Raw genomic sequence first — 19,591 nt, forward strand, 5'->3', positions numbered from 1 at the left:
ACGGCCGCCCGCGGAACCTGTGGCACTGATCTCACCGACGGGGATTCCCGCCGCCACGGGCTCGCCCACGAGGGCAGCCACCTCGTCGGCACCGGCCGGAGCCCCCGGATTCAGCGTCTGCGCTGGGCGAAGTAGCGCCCGCCGTCGCTGTGCAGCTCCAGGTCCTGGTCGAAGGTCTTGGACAGGTTGTCGGCGGTGAGCACGTCGTCGAGCAGTCCCTGGGCGACCACTCCGCCCTCACGCAACAGCAGGGCGTGGGTGAACCCCGGCGGGATCTCCTCGACGTGGTGGGTCACCAACGTCATGGCGGGCGCGTCGGGGTCCATGGCCAGATCCGACAACCTGGCCACCAGGTCCTCGCGTCCACCGAGATCCAACCCCGCGGCGGGTTCGTCCAGCAGCAGCAACTCGGGGTCGGTCATCAGCGCCCGGGCCAGCAGCGCCCGCTTGCGCTCCCCCTCGGAGAGGGTGCCGAAGGAACGGTCGGCGAGGTCGGCGATCCCCATGGCCGCGAGCAGCTCCTCGGCCCGCTCGGTGTCCATGCGCTCGTACTCCTCGCGCCACCTGCCGACAACGGCGTAGCCAGCGCTGACGACGGCGTCCCGCACGAGCTCGTCCTCCGGCATCCGCCCGGCCAACGCCGCCGAGCAGAGACCGATGCGGGGTCGCAGCTCGAACACGTTGGTGTTGCCCAGCCGCTCCCCCAGCACGTCGACGGTGCCGGTGCTCGGGTACAGCTCGGCCCCGGCGAGTTTGAGCAGGGTGGTCTTGCCCGCGCCGTTCGGGCCGAGCACCACCCAGCGCTCGTCCAGCTCCACCGACCAGTTCACGTCGGTCACGAGCGTGTTCGACGCCCGCCGGACACCGACGCCATCCATGCGGATGACCAGGTCGTCCACGTCTACCTCCCAGCCGGACCGGCCCTCGTTGGCGTGCCGGTCGGCACGCTGTCGCCTCCTCGTGGATCCCGGACTCGAACGATCCACACCTGTCATTCTCCCGACCCGCGCGGCGGGCTCGTCGCCGGGACGGGCCGCCGGCGGGCCACACCGGGACGACGCCGGCAACACCTCCCACCGCCGTCCTTCCCTCGTGGAGAACCCCGGGTCCGCGCGGCCGGGAGAGGAGCCCGCCCGACTCCCGCCGTGGCCGGTTCCGGCGGAGGCTATCCCGCCAGCACCACCCTGCCCAGTTCCGCCGGAGTGGACAACAGACGATGCTTCGGCAGCACACGCACGGTGTATCCGGCGGGGCCGGTGTGCGGCAGGGTCACCGTGGCCTGGTATCCGCCGTCGGCGACGCAGCGCATCGAGGTGGTGACGAAGTCGCGCAGCTCGTCCGCGTCGTCCACCCGCCCGACGACCACCTCGACGTCCACGTCGGAGTCGTCCAGACCGGCGAGCTCGACGAGCGCCCGCACCGTCACCTTTCCCCCCAGCAGCGGGGTCGTGCCGTCCTCGACGGACATGTAGGTGTCCGTGATCCGCACCTGATCCCAGGCCTCGTCCAGCCGCCTGCGGTAGGCGGCCATCTCCTTCGCGCCACGGTAGTCGTCGGCGGCCGCCGCGTGCACCGAGCGCACCGCCGGGGAGTAGAAGTGGTCCACGTACTCGCGCACCATGCGGGAGGACTGCACCTTCGGTCCCAGGGTGGCCAGGGTGTGGCGCACCATCGCCATCCAGCGGGTCGGCACGCCGTCGCGGTCGCGGTCGTAGAACAGGGGGGCGACGTGCTCGCCGATCAGCTCGTACAGCGCCCCGGCCTCCAAGTCGTCCCTGCGTTCCGGATCGCTCACCCCGTCGGCGTTGGGGATGGCCCAACCGTTGTGGCCGTCGTACATCTCGTCCCACCAGCCGTCCCGCACCGACAGGTTCAGCCCCCCGTTGAGCGCGGACTTCATTCCCGAGGTGCCACAGGCCTCCAACGGCCGGACCGGGTTGTTCAGCCAGACGTCGCAGCCCGCGTAGAGGTAGCGTGCCAGCGACATGTCGTAGTCCGGCAGGAAGACGATGCGGTGGCGGACCTCGGGATCGTCGGCGAAACGCGCGATGCGCTGGATCATCGCCTTGCCGCCCTCGTCGGCGGGGTGCGACTTGCCCGCCACCACCACCTGCACCGGGTGGTGCGGATCGAGCAGCAGGGAACGCAGCCGCTCGGGATCGCGCAGCATGAGGGTCAGCCGCTTGTAGGTGGGGACGCGCCGCGCGAAGCCGATGGTGAGCACGTCCGGGTCGAAAACCGAGTCGCACCAGCCCAGTTCGAGTTCGGAGGCCCCGCGTTGCAGCCAGGCGTGTCGCAGCCGCCGACGCACCTCCTCCACCAGGCGCTGGCGCAGCGAGCTGCGCAGTTCCCACAGCAGCGAGTCGCTGACCGGCTCCACCCCGCGCAGCCCCGCTCCCTGGTCCATCTCGGACTCGCCGAGCAGCTTGCCCAGTTCCCGGGCCGACCAGGTCGGCCCGTGCACCCCGTTGGTGACCGAGGAGATGGGGATCTCGGCGATGTCGAACCCGGGCCACAGCCCGCTGAACATCTCACGGCTGACGGTCCCGTGGAGTTCGGAGACGCCGTTGGCCCGTTGGGCGAGCCGCAGCCCCATGTTGGCCATGTTGAAGGTTCCCGGCTTCTTCTCCACCCCGAGTTCCAGGATCCGGTCGGTCGGCACTCCCGGAAGCAGGTCCCGGCTGGTGCCCTCGCCGAAGTAGTGCCGCACCAGGTGCGTGGGGAAACGGTCCAGCCCTGCGGGCACCGGGGTGTGGGTGGTGAAGACCGTTCCGGCACGCACGGCCGCCACCGCCTCGTCGAACTCCAGTCCGGGATCGGCCAGCAGCTCCCGGATGCGTTCCAGCCCCAGGAAACCCGCGTGCCCCTCGTTGGTGTGAAACACCTCGGGCGAGGCCATGCCGGTCAGTTCGCAGTAGGCCCGCACGGCGCGGACACCGCCGATGCCGGCGAGGATCTCCTGCCGGATCCGGTGACTGGAGTCCCCGCCGTAGAGCCGGTCGGTGACACCGCGCAGGTCCTCGTCGTTGTCCTCCACGTCACTGTCCATCAGCAACAGCGGAACCCGCCCCACCTGGGCCTTCCAGATCCGTGCCCGCAGAGTCCGCCCCTCCGGCACGGCCACGTGCACCAGCACCGGATCCCCCGAGGGGCGGGTCACCAGCTCCAGGGGCAGGCCCCGGGGGTCGAGCACCGGGTACTGCTCGACCTGCCAGCCCTCCCCGGACAGCGACTGTCGGAAATAGCCCGAACGGTAGAACAGGCCCACCCCCACCAGGGGGACACCGAGGTCGGAGGCGGACTTGAGGTGGTCCCCCGCCAGGACACCGAGCCCGCCCGAGTAGTTCGGCAACGCCTCGGTCAGTCCGAACTCCATGGAGAAGTAGGCCACGGAGGCCGGAAGCGGTGTTCCCTCGTCCCGGCGCTGCTGGTACCAGCGCGGAACGGTGAGGTACCGGCGCAGGTCGTCGTCCACGGCCCGGGTGCGGGCCAGGAAGTCCTCGTCGGCGGCGAGCCGGTCCAACCGTTCCGCCGGAACCTCGGCCAGCAGACGCAGCGGGTCCCCTCCGACGGCCGACCACACGTCCGGTTCGACGGAGGCGAACAGGTCCTGGGTGGGCGGGTGCCAGCTCCAGCGCAGGTTCATGGCCAGCCTGCCGAGTGCCTGCAACGAGTCGGGAAGGTGGGCGCTGACGGTGAAGCGACGGACTGCTCTCACGACCGGCGAGGGTATCTCGCCGCGGAACGTTTCCGCAGGAGCCCACGAACCACCGTGCCGTGCGAGTCTGGGGAGGTGGTTTCACCGAGAGGGACGCTGGCGCTCGTGCTGGGACTGCTGCTCGTGGGCTCCTCGGGATGCGCGGCCGTGGGGGGCACACCGGTACCGGCGGACACGGTGGTCCGCGAGACGGTCGACCCGTCCTTCGTGTTCGGCACCGACTCCTCGTCGGTGGACCAACTGGCGGCCACGGCGGTCACCGACGTGCGGCACTACTGGGAACGGACCATGCCACGCGTGTTCGGGCGCGAGTGGACCGACCTCGACGGCGGGTTCTTCTCCGTGGACACGGCGGATCCCGCGAACAGCTCCCCACCCTGCGCGGACGAGGTCACCGAACTGTCCGGCAACGCGTACTACTGCGCCGCCGTGGACGCGGTCGTCTGGGACCGCGCCGCGCTGCTTCCGGTGCTGCGGGCCCACTACGGCCAGTCCGCCGTGGTGCTGGTACTGGCCCACGAACTGGGACACGCGGTCGAACAGCGGCTCGACGGCTCCCTCCCCACCAGGCCGGACCCCGTGTTCGTGGAGACCACGGCGGACTGCTTCGCCGGTTCCTACTTCCGCTGGGTGGTCGACGGCGGCTCCGCCCGACTCGCCATGGACGGCGAGGACGTCGAGGACGCGTTGCGGGCGTTGCGCGCCTTCGCCGACCTGCCGGAACAGCACGGCTCCGACCCCCACGGAAACGCCCGGGACAGGACCGGGGCCTTCCGGCGGGGCTACACGGCCGGTCCCGGCGAGTGCGTGTCGTGACACACCCGGGAGGTGTGTGAACGACCACCGGAGCAGCACCCGCTTCCTGGGAAGTGGGCGGCACGCGCACCGAGAAGGCCCGGCTTTCCGGGCAACGGGGTCATCTCGGGCGTCGGACGGATCCACACCGGATCCGGGCGAGATCCGTTCGTTAGGCTTCGCCGGGTGTTCCTCCCGGCGCCCATGAGGGGACGCACACATCCGAGGGTTCCGGACGTGGGAGTACGCGACAGCACGATTCGAGGATGGGGCAGTGGCGAAAAGCTCGACAACACGACGACTGATCGCTGCCTCGGCGGCGGCCACGGCACTGTGCCTGGGAGTGACCGGATGTTCCCGGCCGATCAACGGGACCCCGATCGCCAGTGGCAGTCCCGCCGCCGACACGGTGGCGGGGTTGCCGGTCAGTGACGGCCCCAGTGGTCTCAAACCGGGGGCTGACCCCGCCGAGCTGCCGGTGGAGGGAGGCACGGACGGCGACGTCGACAGGCTCGCGGTCGACACCGTGGCCGACGTCCAGCAGTACTGGCGGCAGGCCTACCCGAAGACGTTCGACAAGGGGCGTTTCCGTCCCGTCTCCCGACTGGTCTCCTACGACTCCGGCGGGCAGGGCGGACGTCTCTGCGGGCGGAACACCTCGGGGATGGTGAACGCCTTCTACTGCCCCGAACAGGACACCATCGCCTGGGACCGCGGGAGGCTCCTGCCGGAGCTGCGGAACACCTTCGGGCCCATGGCTCCGGTCACGGTGCTGGCCCACGAGATGGGACACGCGGTGCAGCACCGGGCCGGTCTGCTCGACGGGGACACCCCGCCCCTGGTCGTCGAACAGCAGGCGGACTGTCTGACTGGCTCCTTCTTCCGCCACGTGGCCGAGGGCTCGGCCGAGCACATCCGGGTCTCCACCGGGGACGGGCTCAACAGCGTGCTGGGTGTGCTCAGCTACATCAGGGACGCCCCCGGCGAGACCGGTTTCGCCGATCCCAGCGCGCACGGCAGCGCCTTCGACCGCATCTCGGCGTTCCAGTACGGCTTCAACGACGGCCCGAAGCGGTGCACGGAGATGACCGCCTCCTCCGTGCTCGAACGAACGACCCAGTTCCGTTTCTGGAAGAAGGCCCAGGAGTCGGACCTGCCGATCGACGAGGACAGCATCGAGCGTGTCGAACGGAGTCTGCGCCGGGTCTTCGCCGACACCGGGGTCGCTCCCCCGCGGATCAGTATCGAGCGGGGGGCCTGCCAGGACGGGACGAGCACCGAACCGGCCACCTACTGCGCCGAGACCAACACCGTCTCCCTGGACCGGAAGCGACTGGAGGAGATGGCCACTCCCCCTCGGGGCGGAGACGAACCGTCCGGCTACGGGGACTTCGCCGCCTACGCGCAGGTCGCCTCGCGGTACGTGCTGGCGGTGCAGCGGGCGGCGGGACTACGCCTCACCGGCGACGCCGCCGGGTTGCGCACCGCATGCCTGGTCGGGGCTTGGAGCGGCCTGTTGGTGGAGGATCCCATCGGGCGGCGGAACCCGGTGGGGAAGCTGCGCCTGGCCCCCGGCGACATCGACGAGGGGGTGGCCGCGCTGCTCGACGAGAACGGGCTGATCGCCGCCGACGTGCGGGGCGAGCAGGTCTCGGCGGGATTCGCGCGGGTGGAGGCCTTCCGCCTCGGGTTCCGGCAGGGGATCACTCCCTGCGCCTCCGAGTACCACTCCTGAGCCGGAAGACCGCGGTCCCGACCGGGCACGGGAACCCAACATCGGACGCGACGACGGCGCGGCGGTTCCGACGTGGACTCGCCGCGCCGTCCGGGTGGAGTCCTCAGAACAGGGCGCTGGCCAGGGCGCGCCGCGCGTCGGCCACCCGCTTGTCCCCGTCCGGGAACAGGCCGAACATCTCCAGCAGTTCCTCGCGAACCCGGTCGCGCTCGTCACCGGAGGTGCGCTTGACCGTGCCGATCAACCGGTTGAAGGCCTCCTCCACCCGCTGCTGCGCCAGTTCGGCGTCGGCGGCGGCCAGTTGGGCGTCCACGTCGTCCGGGTTCTCCTCGGCCCGGCTGATGGCCGCCGGATCGGCGTTCTCGGCCCGCGCGGTGAACCGCACCTGCGCCAGGGCCGCCTTGGCCTGCTCGTTGTCCGGTTCGGCGTCCAGGATGCGCTGGTAGGCCTGTTCGGCCGCCGCGTACTCACCCCGTTCCAACGCCTGCTCGGCCTCGGTGAAGCGCGGGTCCTCGGGGCTCTCCGCCCCGCCGCCCTCCTCGGCCGCGCGGATTCCCGGAAGTTGGTCACGCTGGGCGTCCAGGATCGCGTTGATCCACTGCCTGATCTGTTCCTCCGGCTGGGCCCCCGCGAACGCCTCCACGGGTTGCCCGCCCGCGATGGCGATGACCGTGGGGATGGACTGCGCCCCGAACAGCTGCGCGATCCGCTGGTTGGCGTCCACGTCGATCTTGGCGAGCACCCAGGTGCCGCCGCCCTCCCGGGCGAGCTTCTCCAGCACGGGGGAGAGCTGCTTGCACGGCTGGCACCAACTGGCCCACAGGTCCACCACGACCGGGACCTGCATGGACCGCTCGACCACCTCGGCCTGGAAGTTGGATTCGGTGACCTCGACGATCGGGGAGTAGTCACCGGCCGAGGAGCCCGTGCCCGCGGAGGACTGCGCACTGTTCCGGGCCTCCGCCCGGTTCTTCAACGCCGACAGGTCCACGGCCCCCGCCATGGAGGCCGCTCCGCTCTGCTGTGCGTCAGGATTCTGCCGTGGATAAGGCCGTGTCACGCCCCCATCGTGACACGCCGCGCACCGTCCGTCCCACTCCGCCCCACCACGGAACCGCGCTTCGTCCTCCGGCGGGAGTGCATCCGCGCACCGGGAACAACCGGTCTTCGCACGACCGAGCGACTGCGATCACTCGTTCAGGTGGCTTTATCGGATTTCCCTCATCTTTCACGGGAAGGGCGACGAAACTGCACACGAGTCCACGGCGCGGAGAGCGTGTTCGTGCGTGCCGTGCCACGACTCAGTAGGGACTCGATCGGGAACTCTTCCCTACCCGCAAATGTGACGAGAGGTACTGAATAGTGCGTACTGCAACCCGTGTTGCCGGCGCTGCCGGTGTCGCCGCCATGGGCATGATGACCCTGGGCACGTCCGCGTTCGCCGATTCCAAGGACAACGACGGCATCAACGCGCTCGACGACAACAACATCAGCGCCGTGCCGATCCAGGCCTGCGGCAACGACATCGGCGCCGTGATCGGTCTGGTCATTCCGATCCTGTCGCCGGAGAGCTCCGAGTGCGTCAACGCGCCCGTGGTCGACCACCCCATGTCCAAGTGAGCGTGTGAGGCAGTCGACACCCTTCCTCCCGGGTGGTGTCGGACCCTGTCCGGCACCACCCTCGGGTGATCACCACCGGTGATCGCACACCGCATCACCCGCTCCGGGAGAGGCTCACTCCGGACCGAGCTGCTGTTCGATCCGGTCCACCTTCTCCCGGAGTTGGTTGGTGTGTCCCGGACGGATGTCCGCCTTGAGCACCAGACTCGTCCGGGGAGCGCGGGCCGACACGGCCTCGGTCGCCCGCCGTACCACGTCCATCACCTCGTCCCACTCACCTTCCACAGTGGTGAACATGGCGTTCGTCTCGTGCGGAAGACCGGACTCCCGCACGACGCGCACGGCCTCGGCCACCGCGGCACTCACACTGTCGGAGTCACCCGCCCCGGAAGGGGCCACGCTGAATGCGACCAACATCTCCCGTCCTCCTTCCCGCGAGAGGAACCCGCCGTCGGGATCGTGGAACCACCGCCCACGGGAACCTACCGGTGTCCCGCCGCGAGAACATCCCCCACGCCGGAGGCGGGGGCGACCAACTCCCCGTGTCGCCCGTCGGGGCAAGTATCCGCTGCTAGCGTCGGATGCCATGAGTCCCCGTCAACCGCTGCCGTTCGATCCGATAGCACGCGCGGCCGAAACCTGGTCCCAACGTATCGGCCCTTCCTCGACCATGGCCGCGGTCACCAGCATCATGCGGGTGCAGCAGATACTGCAGTCGGCGGTCGACACCGCGCTGCGCCCGCACAACCTGACCTTCGCCCGCTACGAGGCCCTCGTGTTGCTGAGCTTCTCCCGACAGGGAAGCCTTCCGATGCGCGTCATGGGGGACCGGCTGCAACTGCACCCGACCAGCGTCACCAACATCGTCGACAGACTGGAGGCCGACGAACTCGTCCGCCGCCTTCCCCACCCGACCGATCGCCGCACCACTCTCGTGGAGATCACGGAGAACGGCCGCGAGGTGACCGAGAAGGCCACCGAGTCGGTGACCGCGGTGAACTTCGGACTCACCGGCATCACCGAACGACAGACCCGGCAGCTCACCGAACTGCTCAGCAAGGTGCGCCAGGCCGCGGGCGACTTCTAGCGGGAGCTCGTTGCCGCGCGGCCCGCGCGTCGTGGTCACGCGGCCCGGCGGCGGTGGTGGCTTCCGGCCCCGGTCGGTGTCCTCCGAACGGCGGCGGGAGGGGTCAGTTCAGCGCGCGCAGGGCTCCGACCAGGCGGGACCACGAGGTCGGCCCCTTCTCCTCCGGCATCGTCAGCGAACCCCGCCGCAGGGCCCAGCGTTCGAACACCACGGACCCGAACGGCGGGACCGAGGCGATCAGCGCGAGCAGCAGCACACGGAAACTCCAACGCAGCGGGCCGTACACCACCAGGCTCAGCACGACATAGGCCGTGAAGACGAGTCCGTGCACCCAGCCGGCCACGGTCACGGCCTCCGGGTGACCGAACCCGTACTTGACCACCATCGCGATGAGCAGGGCCGCCCACGACACCGCTTCGGCGAACGCGACCACACGGAACCAACCGACACACGTCCTGAACACGAGCTCACCGTACCGTGTGATTCCCCGCACCCGGCTCGCGGTGTGTCGGACACCGCCTCGCCCGTGGTCCCTCACCACGGACCGGATCCCGCGACGCGCCCGAACAGGTCCCCGTCGCGGCCTGTCGGTGGTCTACCGTTCAATGACGGCATGAACCGCTGGGTGCTGCACTTGGACATGGACGCCTTCTACGCGTCCGTGGAACAGTTCACCCGCCCCACGCTCCGTGGTCGTCCAGTACTCGTCGGCGGCACCGGCCCCCGGGGCACGGTGGCCGGAGCCAGCTATCCCGCCCGGGAGTTCGGAGCTCGTTCGGCCATGCCGATGTGGGAGGCACGGAAACGCTGCCGCTCGGCGGTGGTGCTGCCCCCGCGCTTCCGGGTCTACCGCGCGGTGAGTTCCCGGGTTTTCGCCCTGGTCCGCCAGGCGGCGGGGCGCTTCGAACAGGTCTCGATCGACGAGGCGTTCCTGGAGCCCCACGACCTGGCCGGAGCCGATGCCGAGACGGTGCGCGGATTCGCGGAGTCCCTGCGCGCCCAGGTGCGGCGGGAGGTCGGTGTGCCCTCCTCCATCGGAGGGGGTTCGGGCAAGCAACTGGCCAAGATCTCCTCCGGAATGGCCAAACCCGACGGTTCGTTCATCGTCGCTCCGGAGGAGGAGGCCGAACTGCTCGCGGCGCTGCCGGTGCGCAAGCTGTGGGGCATCGGCCCCATCGGGGAGTCGAAACTGCACCGCATCGGGGTGCACACCATCGGCGAGCTCGCGGCGCTGCGCCTGGGGGACGTGACCGCGCTGCTCGGGCAGGCACACGGCACGGAGCTGCACAGGCTCGCCCACGGGGTGGACGAACGTCCGGTCGCCGAACGGGCCGAGGCCAAACAGGTGGGAGCGGAGACGACCTTCGACACCGACCGCACCGACGTCGACGAACTGGCCGGGGAGATCGCCGCCATGGCCGAGTCCGCCCACCGCAGGCTGGTCGCCTCCGAACGGGCGGCACGTACGGTCACCCTCAAGATCCGGGACGCGAGTTTCAGCACGATCAGCCGCTCCGAGACACTGGCCTCCCCCACGGCGGACCGGGAGGAACTGGCCGCGGCGGCCCGCCGGTTGACCTCGGCCGCGGTCGAGCCGGGAGTTCCCGTGAGGCTGGTCGGGGTCTCCTACTCGGGGCTGGCCACGGCGGAGCAGGGGGCACTGTTTCCCACTCCCGCGGAGACCACCGGGCAGGAGCCCGGAACGCCCGGACAGCAACAACCCCCGGCAACCACTCCCCCGCCTACCCATCGGCCGGAGCACCGCGCGTGGCGGCAGGGGGACGACGTGCACCACCCCGTGTGGGGACACGGTTGGGTTCAGGGAGCCGGGCACGGCAGGGTGTCCGTGCGCTTCGAGACCGCCGCCACCGGGCCGGGGCCGATGCGCACCCTGGCCGTCGACGATCCTGAGCTGGGGGCCGCCGACCCCTTGGACAGCCTCGGGCCGGAACTGGCCCGGCAACTCGGGGACACCGAGGAGCCACCCGTCGAGGAGGCTCCCCTCCCGGATCACTGAGACGGGGTGGGTGGCTTCCTCCGGTACTGTCCCACCCAGACACGCGGGGCCGCCGCCTGGACGGCCTTCTCCAGGCGCTTGGGCAGCCTGTTCAGCGCGGGCAGGTGGAAGCGGTACCGCGTCCCGGGCAACCCCTGCATGGGTGGTGCCTCCTCCACCCGCCAACGGTCCAGCTCGGGATACCGCGCGACGAAACCGGGATCGGCGGGAAAGATCTCCAGGGCCCGCCTGCGTTCCGGGTGCACGAGTTTGCGGCTCTCGACCGGGCGTAACGAACCGACACCGACGGCGGTGATCTCGCTCCAGGGGACGGCGAACACCTCTCCGCTGGTGCGGGGGTAGATGCCCCTGTTGTCCACCAGGAACCCCCGGCCGCTCATCGCCCCCTTGGCCGAGGCGAGGAACCACAGGAAGACCACCCCGAACACGATCTGCCAGCACCACAGCCAGAACCCGTTGCCCGATCCGGCCAGGGCCGCCGCGCACAGCACGGTCAGGAAGCCGCTGGTTCCCCCTCCGATCACCAGGTTGCGGAAGGCGGCCCCGCTCACGTCGACGTCACGGGCGTGTTCTCCCAGCAGCGGAGCGGGCTCCGACCACTGTCCCGCCTTCGGGGCCACCCGGGTCGGTGACGGCGTGTCGGCCCGGCGGGAGGTGGTGCGTTGGGGAACGGTTCCGGTGTCGTCCGGTGGGACGTTGCGCCGCTCGACCACGGTCTCGTGCTGGGCGAGCGTGCTGTAGGGGGCCGTACCGCCCTTCGGGTTCGCACGGTCGGCGCGCTGCCATCCACCGGGGAGCCACTTCATAGGGCCAGAATATCCGCACGCTGCGCCGTCGGACCGGACGGTGAGGCACGCTCCGGGTTGTTGCCGGGCAGGCCCCGGCCAGGACGGGGTGTGGGACCGGTCGCGACGGCGTGTGTCTCGGCGCCGGGGGTCCCGGCCGAGGACGGCCGGGGCCCGTGAGCCACCGCCTGAGGAAACTCAGCCGCGCGGGACGTGCAGCAACAGCGCGTCGCCCTGACCGCCACCGCCGCACAGGGCGGCCGCACCGTCACCGCCCCCGCGCCGCCGCAGTTCCAGCGCCAGGTGCAGGGCCAACCGCGCCCCGGACATCCCGATCGGATGTCCCAGCGCGATGGCACCTCCGTTGACGTTCACCCTCTCCTCGTCCAGACCGAGCGCCCTGGTGGAGGCGATGCCGACGGCGGCGAAGGCCTCGTTGATCTCCACGAGGTCCAGCTCGGACGGATCGGAACCGGCCCGGGCGCAGGCGGCCTTGATCGCGTTGGAGGGCTGCTCGTGCAGACTCGCGTCCGGACCCGCCACCACGCCGTGCCTGCCGATCTCGGCGATCCAGTCCAGTCCCAGCTGCTGGGCCCTGGACTTGCGCATCACGACCACGGCGGCGGCCCCGTCCGAGATCTGCGAGGCGGAACCGGCCGTGATCGTGCCCTCGGCGTCGAAGGCGGGACGCAGCGTGCCCAGCCCTTCGATCGTGGTGTCCTCCCGGATCCCCTCGTCTTCCCGGACGAGAAGCGGTTCGCCCTTGCGGCGCGGCACGGTGACCGGGGTGATCTCCTCGGCGAACACCCCGCGCCACGCGGCGGCCGCGGCACGATGGTGCGAACGGGCGGCGAAGGCGTCCTGTTCGGCCCGGGTCAGCCCGTAGTAGGAGTTGTACTTCTCGGTGGAGGCCCCCATGGCCATCTGGTCGAAGGCGCAGAACAGCCCGTCGTGGGCCATGTGGTCGAGCATGTTCACGTCGCCGTACTTGAATCCCTCACGGGACTTGCCCAGCAGATGCGGCGCCCGGGTCATCGACTCCTGACCACCGGCCACGACCACGTCGAACTCCCCCGCCCGGATCTGCTGGTCGGCGAGCGCGATGGCGTCCAGCCCGGACAGGCAGACCTTGTTCACCGTCAGCGCGGGCACGTCCATTCCGATGCCCGCCTCCACGGCGGCCTGCCGCGCGGGAATCTGGCCCGCCCCGGCCGTGAGAACCTGCCCCATGATCGTGTACTCCACCAGGCCCGGTTCCACGCCGGCGCGTTCCAGCGCCGCCCTGATGGCCATCCCTCCGAGCTGCGCCCCGGAAAAATCCTTCAACGAGCCGAGCAGTCGTCCCATGGGCGTACGGGCCCCGGCCACGATCACGGAACTTTCCACGACTACCTCCCGCTGCGGTCACACTGGCGTGTTCGACGACGAACCGGAAACGAGCACCATCATGGCCCCGTCCCAGGGGGCGGGACCATACCTGTGCCCAGCGGGGCCGGGATCTGTGAGTCGCCACACAGCCGTCCGGTCCCCGTGTCCCTCCCGACCGACGCGAGCACGAGGATCCCGCTTCCGCACCGGGGGAACACGGCGTTAGGCTGCGAGCCCATGCGGGAGGAACTCGGCGAGCTGGTGACCGGTATCGACCACGTCGGCATCGCGGTGGCCGATCTCGACGAAGCGGTGCGCTTCCACAACGACACCTTCGGCCTGGTGCTCACCCACCAGGAGGTCAACGAGGAGCAGGGCGTGCGGGAGGCGATGCTCGCCGCCGGGGACGACACCACCGGAAGCACACGGATCCAGCTGCTCGCCCCCGCCCGACAGGACTCGACCATCGCCAGGTTCCTGGACCGCAACGGCCCGGGCCTGCAACAGCTGGCCCTGCGGGTGACCGACATCGAGGCCGCCTGCTCCCGCCTGCGGGACAAGGGACTGCGGCTGCTCTTCGACACCCCCCGACCGGGGACGGCGAACAGCCGGGTGAACTTCGTCCACCCGAAGGACGCCGGTGGTGTGCTGGTCGAACTCGTCCAGCCCGCCGAGTGACCCCCGGGCCGGCCGCACCTCGAACCGTCCTCGGGTGAGGTCACCACACTCCGCCCCGGGACCGTGATCCGGTGGGATCAGTGCTGCCGTGCGGTGCGGGAACGATGGGCGGAACTCGCCTCGGGCAGGGCCGCCACGCCCACGACCACGGCGAGCACACCGACCACCCAGCTCGTCCACGCCGCCCCGCCGGAGCCCGCGTACCCGAACATCCACGGCGAGAGCACCAGCAGAATGCCGAGCACCACGTGGGCGTACTCGCTGGCCACGGATCCGGGCATCGCCAACGACCAGACTCCGGAGACGGCCAGCAGGGCCCCGAGCAGGATCATCGCGGTCAGCGCGGCGGGACCCGTCACGGTCCACAGCGTCGCGAGGATCAGGTAGACACCGAGCAGCAGCGCTCCCCAGTCCTGCCAGCGCGTCCACGGACGCGCCCCGGATCCGTCCGAACCACGAGCCATGTCGACCACCCCCCGTTTTCCGCTGTTTCCACTCCGATGCTCCTCCCGGCTCGGCGTCCGGTCAACGAACGCCCGGAACCGGTGGCACTGTGATTTCGGCACGTGTTCGGGCCCGGAACCACGCACCGGACAACATCACCAGCCGTTCGGAGGTAGCGTTGTGCCATGGGTCTTGCCGACGATCGTGATCTGCTACCGCTGGGCTCGGGCTTCGACATCGTCCGGAAGGGCGGCTACGACAGAGCTCAGGTGGACGAGCACCTGGAACGCATCGACGCGGACCTGCGTCTGATCGCCTCGGACCGGGACGCGGCCGTCTCCCAGGCCGCCGACCTGTCCAAGCAGCTCGAATCCGCCCGTTCCGAGATCGAGAACCTGCGGGGGCAGGTCGAACGTCTGGGCAAACCCCCGACCACGATGGAGGGCCTCAGCGAACGGTTGCAGCGGATGCTGCGGCTGGCCCAGGAGGAGGCCGGGGAGATCCGAGGCAAGGCGGAGAGCGACGCCGCCGCGATACGCGAGCGGGCCGAGCAGGAGGCCAGTGACCTGCGCACCCGCTACGAGAAGCTGATCGCGGAGCTGGACGCCCGGCGCAACGAGATGGAGGCCGAGCACCGCTCCGTGCTGGAGAACGCCAGGGCCGAGGCCGAGCGGATCACCACCGAGGCCGAGGAGAACCGCAAACGCGCCGACGAGGAGTCCGAGGCCAGGCGAGCCCAGATCGAGGAGGACTTCGAGATCGCCATGGCCGCCCGGCGCAGCGAGTCCATGCGGATGCTGGCCGACCAGGAGGCCGAGAGCAAGGCCGAGGCCGAGCGGCGGGTCGCCGAGGCCACCGAGGAGGCCGACCGCAGGCTGCGGGAGGGCACCAACGAGGCCCACCGGCTCGTCGCCGAGGCCACCGAGGAGGCGGAACGGCTGACCCGGGAGAGCACCGAGGCGGCCGAGCAGCGCGAACGGGAGAGCAGGCAGGAGGCCCAGCGGCTGGTCGCCGAGGCCGAGCAGAAGGCCGCGAACACGGTCGCCGAGGCCACCGAGGAGGCCACCCGGCTGCTGGAGGCGGCCGTGCTGGAGAGCAGGCGACTCCGCTCCCGTGCCCGCGCCGACGCCGAACAGCGGATCGCGGCCACCACCGCCGAGTGCGAGCGTCGGTTGGCCCGGGCCGACGAACAGGTCACCACGCTCACCGAGCTGCGGGACAACGTGGCGGCCAAGCTGCGGGACGCCGCGGAGATGATGGGCCAGACCACTCCGATCCTGCAACGGCTGGCGACCGACGACTCCGAGGAACAGCGGCTGCGCGAGGCCGCGGACGAGGCACGGCAGCGGGAGCTGCACTCCGCCCGGGCGGACCTGGACGCGGAGGACTCCGCCCCCTCTCCGGAGAAGGAGGAGGACTCGGACGGGGAGAGCACGGTCTCGGGGTCGGCGGAAGCCGGTGAGGAGTCCGGCGTCGACGGCACGGCCACGAACGGAACGTCCTCCACGACGGTGGACCAGCGGACGACCAGGATCGAGCTGTCCAGGCTGCCCAGGCAGACGGCGACCGAGGCCGAGGAGGAAGCCCCCACCAGGAAACTCCCGGTGCCCGAGGGGAACAGCGCGGCGCAGTCCCGGTCCGGCAGTGACACGGGGCAGCGGGCGGAACACGCCTGACCCCGCCCTCCTCGCCACGATCACCCGTTCAGGTGAGTTCGGCCAACCAGTCCCCCACGGCGGCGGCGAAGGCGCTCGGGTTCTCCAGCGGAGCCAGGTGCCCGGCCTCAGGCAGGGTCACCGAGCGGGCGTGCGGCATCAGCGCCGCCATGTCCCGGGCCACCTCGGCGGAACTGAGCGTGTCCTCCTCCCCGCGCAGCACCAGGGCGGGGCCCTCGTAGGTCCTCAACACCTCCGAACCGTCCGGCCGCGCGGCCATCGCCCGCTGGGCCCAGGCCACCCCCTCCGGGGGTTGTTCCTCGACCAGCGTCCGGGCCGTGCGCACCACCTCGGGGCGTTGTTCCCACGTCGTCCGCCCGAGCAGACCGGGCAGGCTGTTCTCGGCCAGCCAGCCGCGCACCCCTTCGCGCTCGGCACGCTCGGCGACCGACAGTCGGTTGCGGCGCTGTTCCTCCCCGTCGGCGTCCGGCCTGGTGTCGGCGAGCACGAGCCCGGCCACCCGCTCCGGGGCCCTGCGCAGCACCGACATGGCCACATAGCCGCCCATGGAGCACCCGCCCAGGTGAACCCGGGACAGCTCCAGGTGGTCGAGCAGCGCGAGCACGTCCTCGGCGGCCGAGTCCAGGCTCGGGGTGTCCGTCTCTTCCACACCGGCCCGCCGCTGGTTCTCCGGACCGGCGGACGGGGAGCCGTCCAACGTGCTGCGCCCCAGGCCGCGCTGGTCCGGTGTGACGACGCGGAACCGTCCCTCCAGTTCGGCACGCGCGTCCCGCCACATCCGTTCGTCCACCGGAAAGGCGTGCAGCAGCACCAGTGGTGGGCCCGCTCCCGATTCGACGTAGTGCACGTCCCCATGGTGCCGGACGTGATCGCTTCCCGCCCGCCGTGGTGATCTTCGGGCCCTGCCGAAACCGGTCCGCGGTGGATACGGTTCCTCGGGTGGACCCGAAGGAGAAACGCACGGAGCGGTTGACGTTGCGTCCGGTACGTCCGGAGGACGAGCCGGCGATGGTGGCCGTGCACACCGATCCCGGGACGAATCTCCACCGCCCCGACGGAGCTCCCGCCCCGGAACGAGTGAAATCCGATCTGGAGGAATGGATCAGGCAGTGGCGGGAGCACGGCATCGGGTACTGGGCGGTGGAAGCCACCGCCGAGGCCCGTCTCGTCGGCTTCGGGGGGCTGCGCCGCGACGAACTCGCCGGGAGTTCCGCACTCAATCTCTACTACCGCTTCCGCCCGGAGGCCTGGGGACGGGGATACGCGGTCGAGCTGGGGACAGCGGCGGTCGAGCTGGCACGCACCCGCTTTCCAGGCACACCGGTGGTGATCCGCACCCGTCCGAACAACGCACCGGCACGACGCGTGGCCGAGCGGCTCGGATTCGAACGCCGCGTTGACCACGAGCCGAGCCCGCCAAAGCACGTGGTTTACCTGCTGCCCGACAACACGCCGTAGTCGCGCGCTCAGGAGTCCACGATGGTGACCTGGTGGGTCTCCGCACGCCCTTCCCAGTGCCGCGGAAGCGGCGTGGGCACCTCGGGGGCCACGATCCGCACGATGGCGTCGAGTGCCTGTTCGGCCTTGCCCACCCACAGGTGCTTGGTGTCGGGGAAGGAGGTCACCTCCGCCTGGGGGATCGGGGCGAACCCTCGCTCGGCCTCCGCCGGCGGGAGGAAGTCGTCGTGCTCGGGAACGAGAGCGTGCACCGGTTTGCCCGACTCCGCCCAGGCCCGCAGGTCCTCCTGCCGGCTCCACCGCAACGGTGGGGAGAGCAGCACCGCTCCCCGCACCAGCGGGTCGAGCCCGTGCACCAGGGTCAGGTCGGTGCCGAAGGACCATCCCACCAGCCACACCTCGGGCAGGTCGTGGAACTCGGCGTACTCCAGGGCCGCCGCCACGTCGAAGCGCTCCGAGTTCCCGTTGTCGAAGCTGCCCTCGCTGCGTCCGGCCTCGCTCGCCGTCCCCCGGGTGTTGAACCGGAGCACGGCCAGGTCGGCCAGGGCGGGAAGTCGCCAGGCCGCCTTGCGGAAGAGGTGGGAGTCCATCATCCCGCCGTGGGTGGGCAGCGGGTGCAGGCACACGAGGGTGGCTCGGGGCTCGGTGCGTTCGGGCAGGGCCAGTTCACCGACGAGCCGCAGCCCGTCGGCGGTGTGCAGCGTGATGCCCTCCCTGCGTCCGGGCAGCACGGTGTTCGCGCGAATCTCGGTGCTCATCGCCGAGATAATCCCACGGGAGAGTGAAACGAGGCGGCGTGGCCCGAACCGCGCCGGGAAAGGTCACACCGTGCCGAAACCGCGTCCGCTGCGTTTGCGGGAGTGCCAACAGCCGGTGTGCCAGTGCCTGCGGTCCCGCACCGTGCCGTACTCGTCGGCCGGCCAGATCACCACGTGCCCGACCCCGGGTCTGATCTCGTGGTCGCACCCCGGGCAGCGGTAGGTCTTCCTGGCCTGCGCCGCGGGAACGGTTCGGACGATCCATTCCCCGTCCGGGGCCGTCTCGGTACGCGCGAAGCCGAAACCGGAGCCGAGTGGGCGGGACGCGGAGGCCTCCGGCTTCGCTGAACGCTTGGGGCGGTTTCGACGAGGCACGCCGCCCACGTTAACCGGGCCCAGGTCGGCACGGGCCGCTCCCCGTGTGGGAACGGTGCTCAGGCGTGCGGAAGACGTGGCCAGACGCGCTCGGCCAGCCCCCGCGCGAACTCGCACGCCCGCGTCCCGTCGGCCTGGGGCAGGAAAACCACCAGCATGGCGACCTCGACCTGCCCGGACCGGGAGGGACCGAACGGGATGTGGGCGGTTTCCGCCGAGCACAGCCCCACTCGGGGGTCGTCACCGACGATGTCCACCACGGTGCGGCGTCCCGCCGTGCGCTCCACCACGGAGGTGGCGTCCTTCCGCCGTGGCGGGGCCCCGGCCGTGTGGGTCAGCTCCACGCTGGGATCCCGGATCGTCCGCCCGCCCCACCGGCACGTGTGTCCGGACAGGACTCCTTCCGCCTCGGCTTCCTCCAGTCCGGGGACACGATTCACCACATCCGTGGACAGCAGCGCGCAGGGGTCCACGAAGGCCAAGGAGTTTTCCGGGAACCGCCGGTGCTCGACCTCCCCCGCGTCGATGATCCCGGCCGCCTGCCGCGCCCCGGCCTCGGCCAGGGAACACAGCCCCACCGACACCTCACCGGACAGGGAGTCCGCATCCACCCGCAGGGCCACCCCGTCCGCGAACAGGATCCGCCACGTGCAGTGCTCGGGCACCGGAGGCTCGCGCACCAGCCGGAGCCCGCCCTGGCGGAACACGGGGTTGTCCTCGGTCAGCCGCCGTTCCTCCACCCGGCGCGGTCGGCCCACCGACAGCTGGACCAGTTGCCCCGGTCGGGGGCGCACGTGCGCCAAGCAGTACTCCAGCGAAACCGTCTCGGCCTGTTCCGCGCGCCCGAACTCCTCCAGGGACCGCGGCCTGAGGAGACTGCACGGGTCGAGGGTGCGCGGATCACCGAGTGCCGCCTCGGAGGACACTCCGTCCGCGGAGTCGTCGCGGGGACTCCGCTGCGGGGAGGACACGCATCCGGACAACCCGGCCACCACCATCAGCAGCACCACGAACCGGCTGACGGAACGGCACGAGCGCACGGCCACCAACCTACCTCCGAGATCCCGCCTGCCAGGA

At 70.8% G+C, this 19,591-nt stretch carries 20 protein-coding genes; 8 read left to right on the top strand and 12 right to left on the bottom strand.

The annotated features are described in order from the left end of the window. Nucleotides 1-110: 110 nt before the first annotated feature. Both CEP50_RS04370 and glgP read right to left on the bottom strand, forming a co-directional pair. Entirely contained in the window at nucleotides 111-878 is a 768-nt protein-coding gene (locus tag CEP50_RS04370; RefSeq protein ID WP_106112734.1) for an ABC transporter ATP-binding protein, read from the bottom strand. Nucleotides 879-1,165: 287 nt separating this feature from the next. Then, nucleotides 1,166-3,718: an alpha-glucan family phosphorylase gene (glgP, locus tag CEP50_RS04375; protein ID WP_106112629.1), complete on the bottom strand. Its 2,553-nt coding sequence runs from the start codon at nucleotides 3,716-3,718 to the stop codon at nucleotides 1,166-1,168. Nucleotides 3,719-3,793: 75 nt separating this feature from the next. Here glgP and CEP50_RS04380 point away from each other — a divergent pair, with 75 nt between their 5' ends. Both CEP50_RS04380 and CEP50_RS04385 read left to right on the top strand, forming a co-directional pair. Beyond that, the gene (locus tag CEP50_RS04380; protein WP_146134735.1) at nucleotides 3,794-4,534 is read left to right on the top strand and encodes a hypothetical protein; all 741 of its coding nucleotides are present in this window, start codon (nucleotides 3,794-3,796) and stop codon (nucleotides 4,532-4,534) included. Nucleotides 4,535-4,787: 253 nt separating this feature from the next. After that, nucleotides 4,788-6,248: a neutral zinc metallopeptidase gene (locus CEP50_RS04385; RefSeq protein ID WP_106112631.1), complete on the top strand. Its 1,461-nt coding sequence runs from the start codon at nucleotides 4,788-4,790 to the stop codon at nucleotides 6,246-6,248. A gap of 103 nt (nucleotides 6,249-6,351) precedes the next feature. Here the strand turns inward: CEP50_RS04385 and CEP50_RS04390 are convergent, their stop codons facing one another. Beyond that, the gene (locus CEP50_RS04390; protein ID WP_106112632.1) at nucleotides 6,352-7,251 is read right to left on the bottom strand and encodes a tetratricopeptide repeat protein; all 900 of its coding nucleotides are present in this window, start codon (nucleotides 7,249-7,251) and stop codon (nucleotides 6,352-6,354) included. 359 nt (nucleotides 7,252-7,610) lie between these two features. On the opposite strand from CEP50_RS04390, the gene CEP50_RS04395 reads away from it, so the two are divergent. Then, on the top strand, nucleotides 7,611-7,868 hold the full coding sequence (locus CEP50_RS04395) for a hypothetical protein (protein ID WP_245556169.1): 258 nt from the start codon (nucleotides 7,611-7,613) through the stop codon (nucleotides 7,866-7,868). A 114-nt stretch (nucleotides 7,869-7,982) separates the two neighbouring features. Here CEP50_RS04395 and CEP50_RS04400 read toward each other — a convergent pair whose 3' ends face one another. Next, a complete protein-coding gene (locus CEP50_RS04400) occupies nucleotides 7,983-8,285 on the bottom strand; it encodes an MTH1187 family thiamine-binding protein (protein ID WP_106112633.1) in 303 nt (100 codons plus the stop codon). 169 nt (nucleotides 8,286-8,454) lie between these two features. On the opposite strand from CEP50_RS04400, the gene CEP50_RS04405 reads away from it, so the two are divergent. Then, nucleotides 8,455-8,955 (top strand): MarR family winged helix-turn-helix transcriptional regulator, encoded by a 501-nt coding sequence (locus CEP50_RS04405; RefSeq protein ID WP_019855182.1) that lies wholly within the window; start codon nucleotides 8,455-8,457, stop codon nucleotides 8,953-8,955. A gap of 103 nt (nucleotides 8,956-9,058) precedes the next feature. Here the strand turns inward: CEP50_RS04405 and CEP50_RS04410 are convergent, their stop codons facing one another. Beyond that, nucleotides 9,059-9,418 (bottom strand): DUF3817 domain-containing protein, encoded by a 360-nt coding sequence (locus tag CEP50_RS04410; RefSeq protein ID WP_181188207.1) that lies wholly within the window; start codon nucleotides 9,416-9,418, stop codon nucleotides 9,059-9,061. Nucleotides 9,419-9,568: 150 nt separating this feature from the next. Between CEP50_RS04410 and CEP50_RS04415 the strand changes: the two genes are divergently transcribed. Beyond that, entirely contained in the window at nucleotides 9,569-10,972 is a 1,404-nt protein-coding gene (locus CEP50_RS04415; protein WP_106112634.1) for a DNA polymerase IV, read from the top strand. On the opposite strand, the gene CEP50_RS04420 is transcribed toward CEP50_RS04415, so the two are convergent. Beyond that, entirely contained in the window at nucleotides 10,966-11,778 is an 813-nt protein-coding gene (locus CEP50_RS04420; protein WP_106112635.1) for a hypothetical protein, read from the bottom strand. The genes CEP50_RS04415 and CEP50_RS04420 overlap by 7 nt on opposite strands. A gap of 177 nt (nucleotides 11,779-11,955) precedes the next feature. Then, on the bottom strand, nucleotides 11,956-13,143 hold the full coding sequence (locus CEP50_RS04425; protein WP_106112636.1) for an acetyl-CoA C-acetyltransferase: 1,188 nt from the start codon (nucleotides 13,141-13,143) through the stop codon (nucleotides 11,956-11,958). 219 nt (nucleotides 13,144-13,362) lie between these two features. Between CEP50_RS04425 and mce the strand changes: the two genes are divergently transcribed. Further along, complete coding sequence (gene mce / locus CEP50_RS04430) at nucleotides 13,363-13,803, top strand: methylmalonyl-CoA epimerase (protein WP_106112637.1); 441 nt, start codon at nucleotides 13,363-13,365, stop codon at nucleotides 13,801-13,803. A gap of 77 nt (nucleotides 13,804-13,880) precedes the next feature. Here mce and CEP50_RS04435 read toward each other — a convergent pair whose 3' ends face one another. Further along, a complete protein-coding gene (locus CEP50_RS04435) occupies nucleotides 13,881-14,267 on the bottom strand; it encodes an SPW repeat domain-containing protein (RefSeq protein ID WP_181188208.1) in 387 nt (128 codons plus the stop codon). A gap of 165 nt (nucleotides 14,268-14,432) precedes the next feature. Here CEP50_RS04435 and CEP50_RS04440 point away from each other — a divergent pair, with 165 nt between their 5' ends. After that, nucleotides 14,433-15,923, top strand: a complete 1,491-nt coding sequence (locus CEP50_RS04440; protein ID WP_106112639.1) for a M protein — start codon at nucleotides 14,433-14,435, stop codon at nucleotides 15,921-15,923. Between the two features lie 28 nt (nucleotides 15,924-15,951). Here CEP50_RS04440 and CEP50_RS04445 read toward each other — a convergent pair whose 3' ends face one another. After that, entirely contained in the window at nucleotides 15,952-16,770 is an 819-nt protein-coding gene (locus CEP50_RS04445) for an alpha/beta fold hydrolase (protein WP_106112640.1), read from the bottom strand. A gap of 92 nt (nucleotides 16,771-16,862) precedes the next feature. Here CEP50_RS04445 and CEP50_RS04450 point away from each other — a divergent pair, with 92 nt between their 5' ends. Beyond that, complete coding sequence (locus CEP50_RS04450; RefSeq protein WP_106112641.1) at nucleotides 16,863-17,381, top strand: GNAT family N-acetyltransferase; 519 nt, start codon at nucleotides 16,863-16,865, stop codon at nucleotides 17,379-17,381. Between the two features lie 8 nt (nucleotides 17,382-17,389). Here CEP50_RS04450 and CEP50_RS04455 read toward each other — a convergent pair whose 3' ends face one another. The 3 genes from CEP50_RS04455 to CEP50_RS04465 all read right to left on the bottom strand — a co-directional run bounded on the left by CEP50_RS04455 (nucleotide 17,390) and on the right by CEP50_RS04465 (nucleotide 19,560). Further along, nucleotides 17,390-18,139, bottom strand: a complete 750-nt coding sequence (locus CEP50_RS04455) for an alpha/beta hydrolase (protein ID WP_106112642.1) — start codon at nucleotides 18,137-18,139, stop codon at nucleotides 17,390-17,392. A 63-nt stretch (nucleotides 18,140-18,202) separates the two neighbouring features. Further along, complete coding sequence (locus CEP50_RS04460; RefSeq protein WP_106112736.1) at nucleotides 18,203-18,514, bottom strand: hypothetical protein; 312 nt, start codon at nucleotides 18,512-18,514, stop codon at nucleotides 18,203-18,205. 59 nt (nucleotides 18,515-18,573) lie between these two features. Beyond that, complete coding sequence (locus CEP50_RS04465; protein ID WP_106112643.1) at nucleotides 18,574-19,560, bottom strand: DUF3558 family protein; 987 nt, start codon at nucleotides 19,558-19,560, stop codon at nucleotides 18,574-18,576. Nucleotides 19,561-19,591 lie beyond the last annotated feature (31 nt).

Origin of the sequence: Actinopolyspora mortivallis, from assembly GCF_003001495.1 — a bacterium.
Classification (GTDB): domain Bacteria; phylum Actinomycetota; class Actinomycetes; order Mycobacteriales; family Pseudonocardiaceae; genus Actinopolyspora; species Actinopolyspora mortivallis_A.

Excerpts from the sequence above, each read along its gene's own strand:
- CEP50_RS04370 (WP_106112734.1), bottom strand. The coding sequence starts at position 878 with ATGGATGGCGTCGGTGTCCGGCGGGCGTCGAACACGCTCGTGACCGAC.
- CEP50_RS04390 (WP_106112632.1), bottom strand. The coding sequence starts at position 7,251 with ATGGCGGGGGCCGTGGACCTGTCGGCGTTGAAGAACCGGGCGGAGGCC.
- CEP50_RS04400 (WP_106112633.1), bottom strand. The coding sequence starts at position 8,285 with ATGTTGGTCGCATTCAGCGTGGCCCCTTCCGGGGCGGGTGACTCCGAC.
- CEP50_RS04405 (WP_019855182.1), top strand. The coding sequence starts at position 8,455 with ATGAGTCCCCGTCAACCGCTGCCGTTCGATCCGATAGCACGCGCGGCC.
- CEP50_RS04415 (WP_106112634.1), top strand. The coding sequence starts at position 9,569 with ATGAACCGCTGGGTGCTGCACTTGGACATGGACGCCTTCTACGCGTCC.
- CEP50_RS04420 (WP_106112635.1), bottom strand. The coding sequence starts at position 11,778 with ATGAAGTGGCTCCCCGGTGGATGGCAGCGCGCCGACCGTGCGAACCCG.
- mce (WP_106112637.1), top strand. The coding sequence starts at position 13,363 with ATGCGGGAGGAACTCGGCGAGCTGGTGACCGGTATCGACCACGTCGGC.
- CEP50_RS04435 (WP_181188208.1), bottom strand. The coding sequence starts at position 14,267 with ATGGCTCGTGGTTCGGACGGATCCGGGGCGCGTCCGTGGACGCGCTGG.
- CEP50_RS04440 (WP_106112639.1), top strand. The coding sequence starts at position 14,433 with ATGGGTCTTGCCGACGATCGTGATCTGCTACCGCTGGGCTCGGGCTTC.
- CEP50_RS04455 (WP_106112642.1), bottom strand. The coding sequence starts at position 18,139 with ATGAGCACCGAGATTCGCGCGAACACCGTGCTGCCCGGACGCAGGGAG.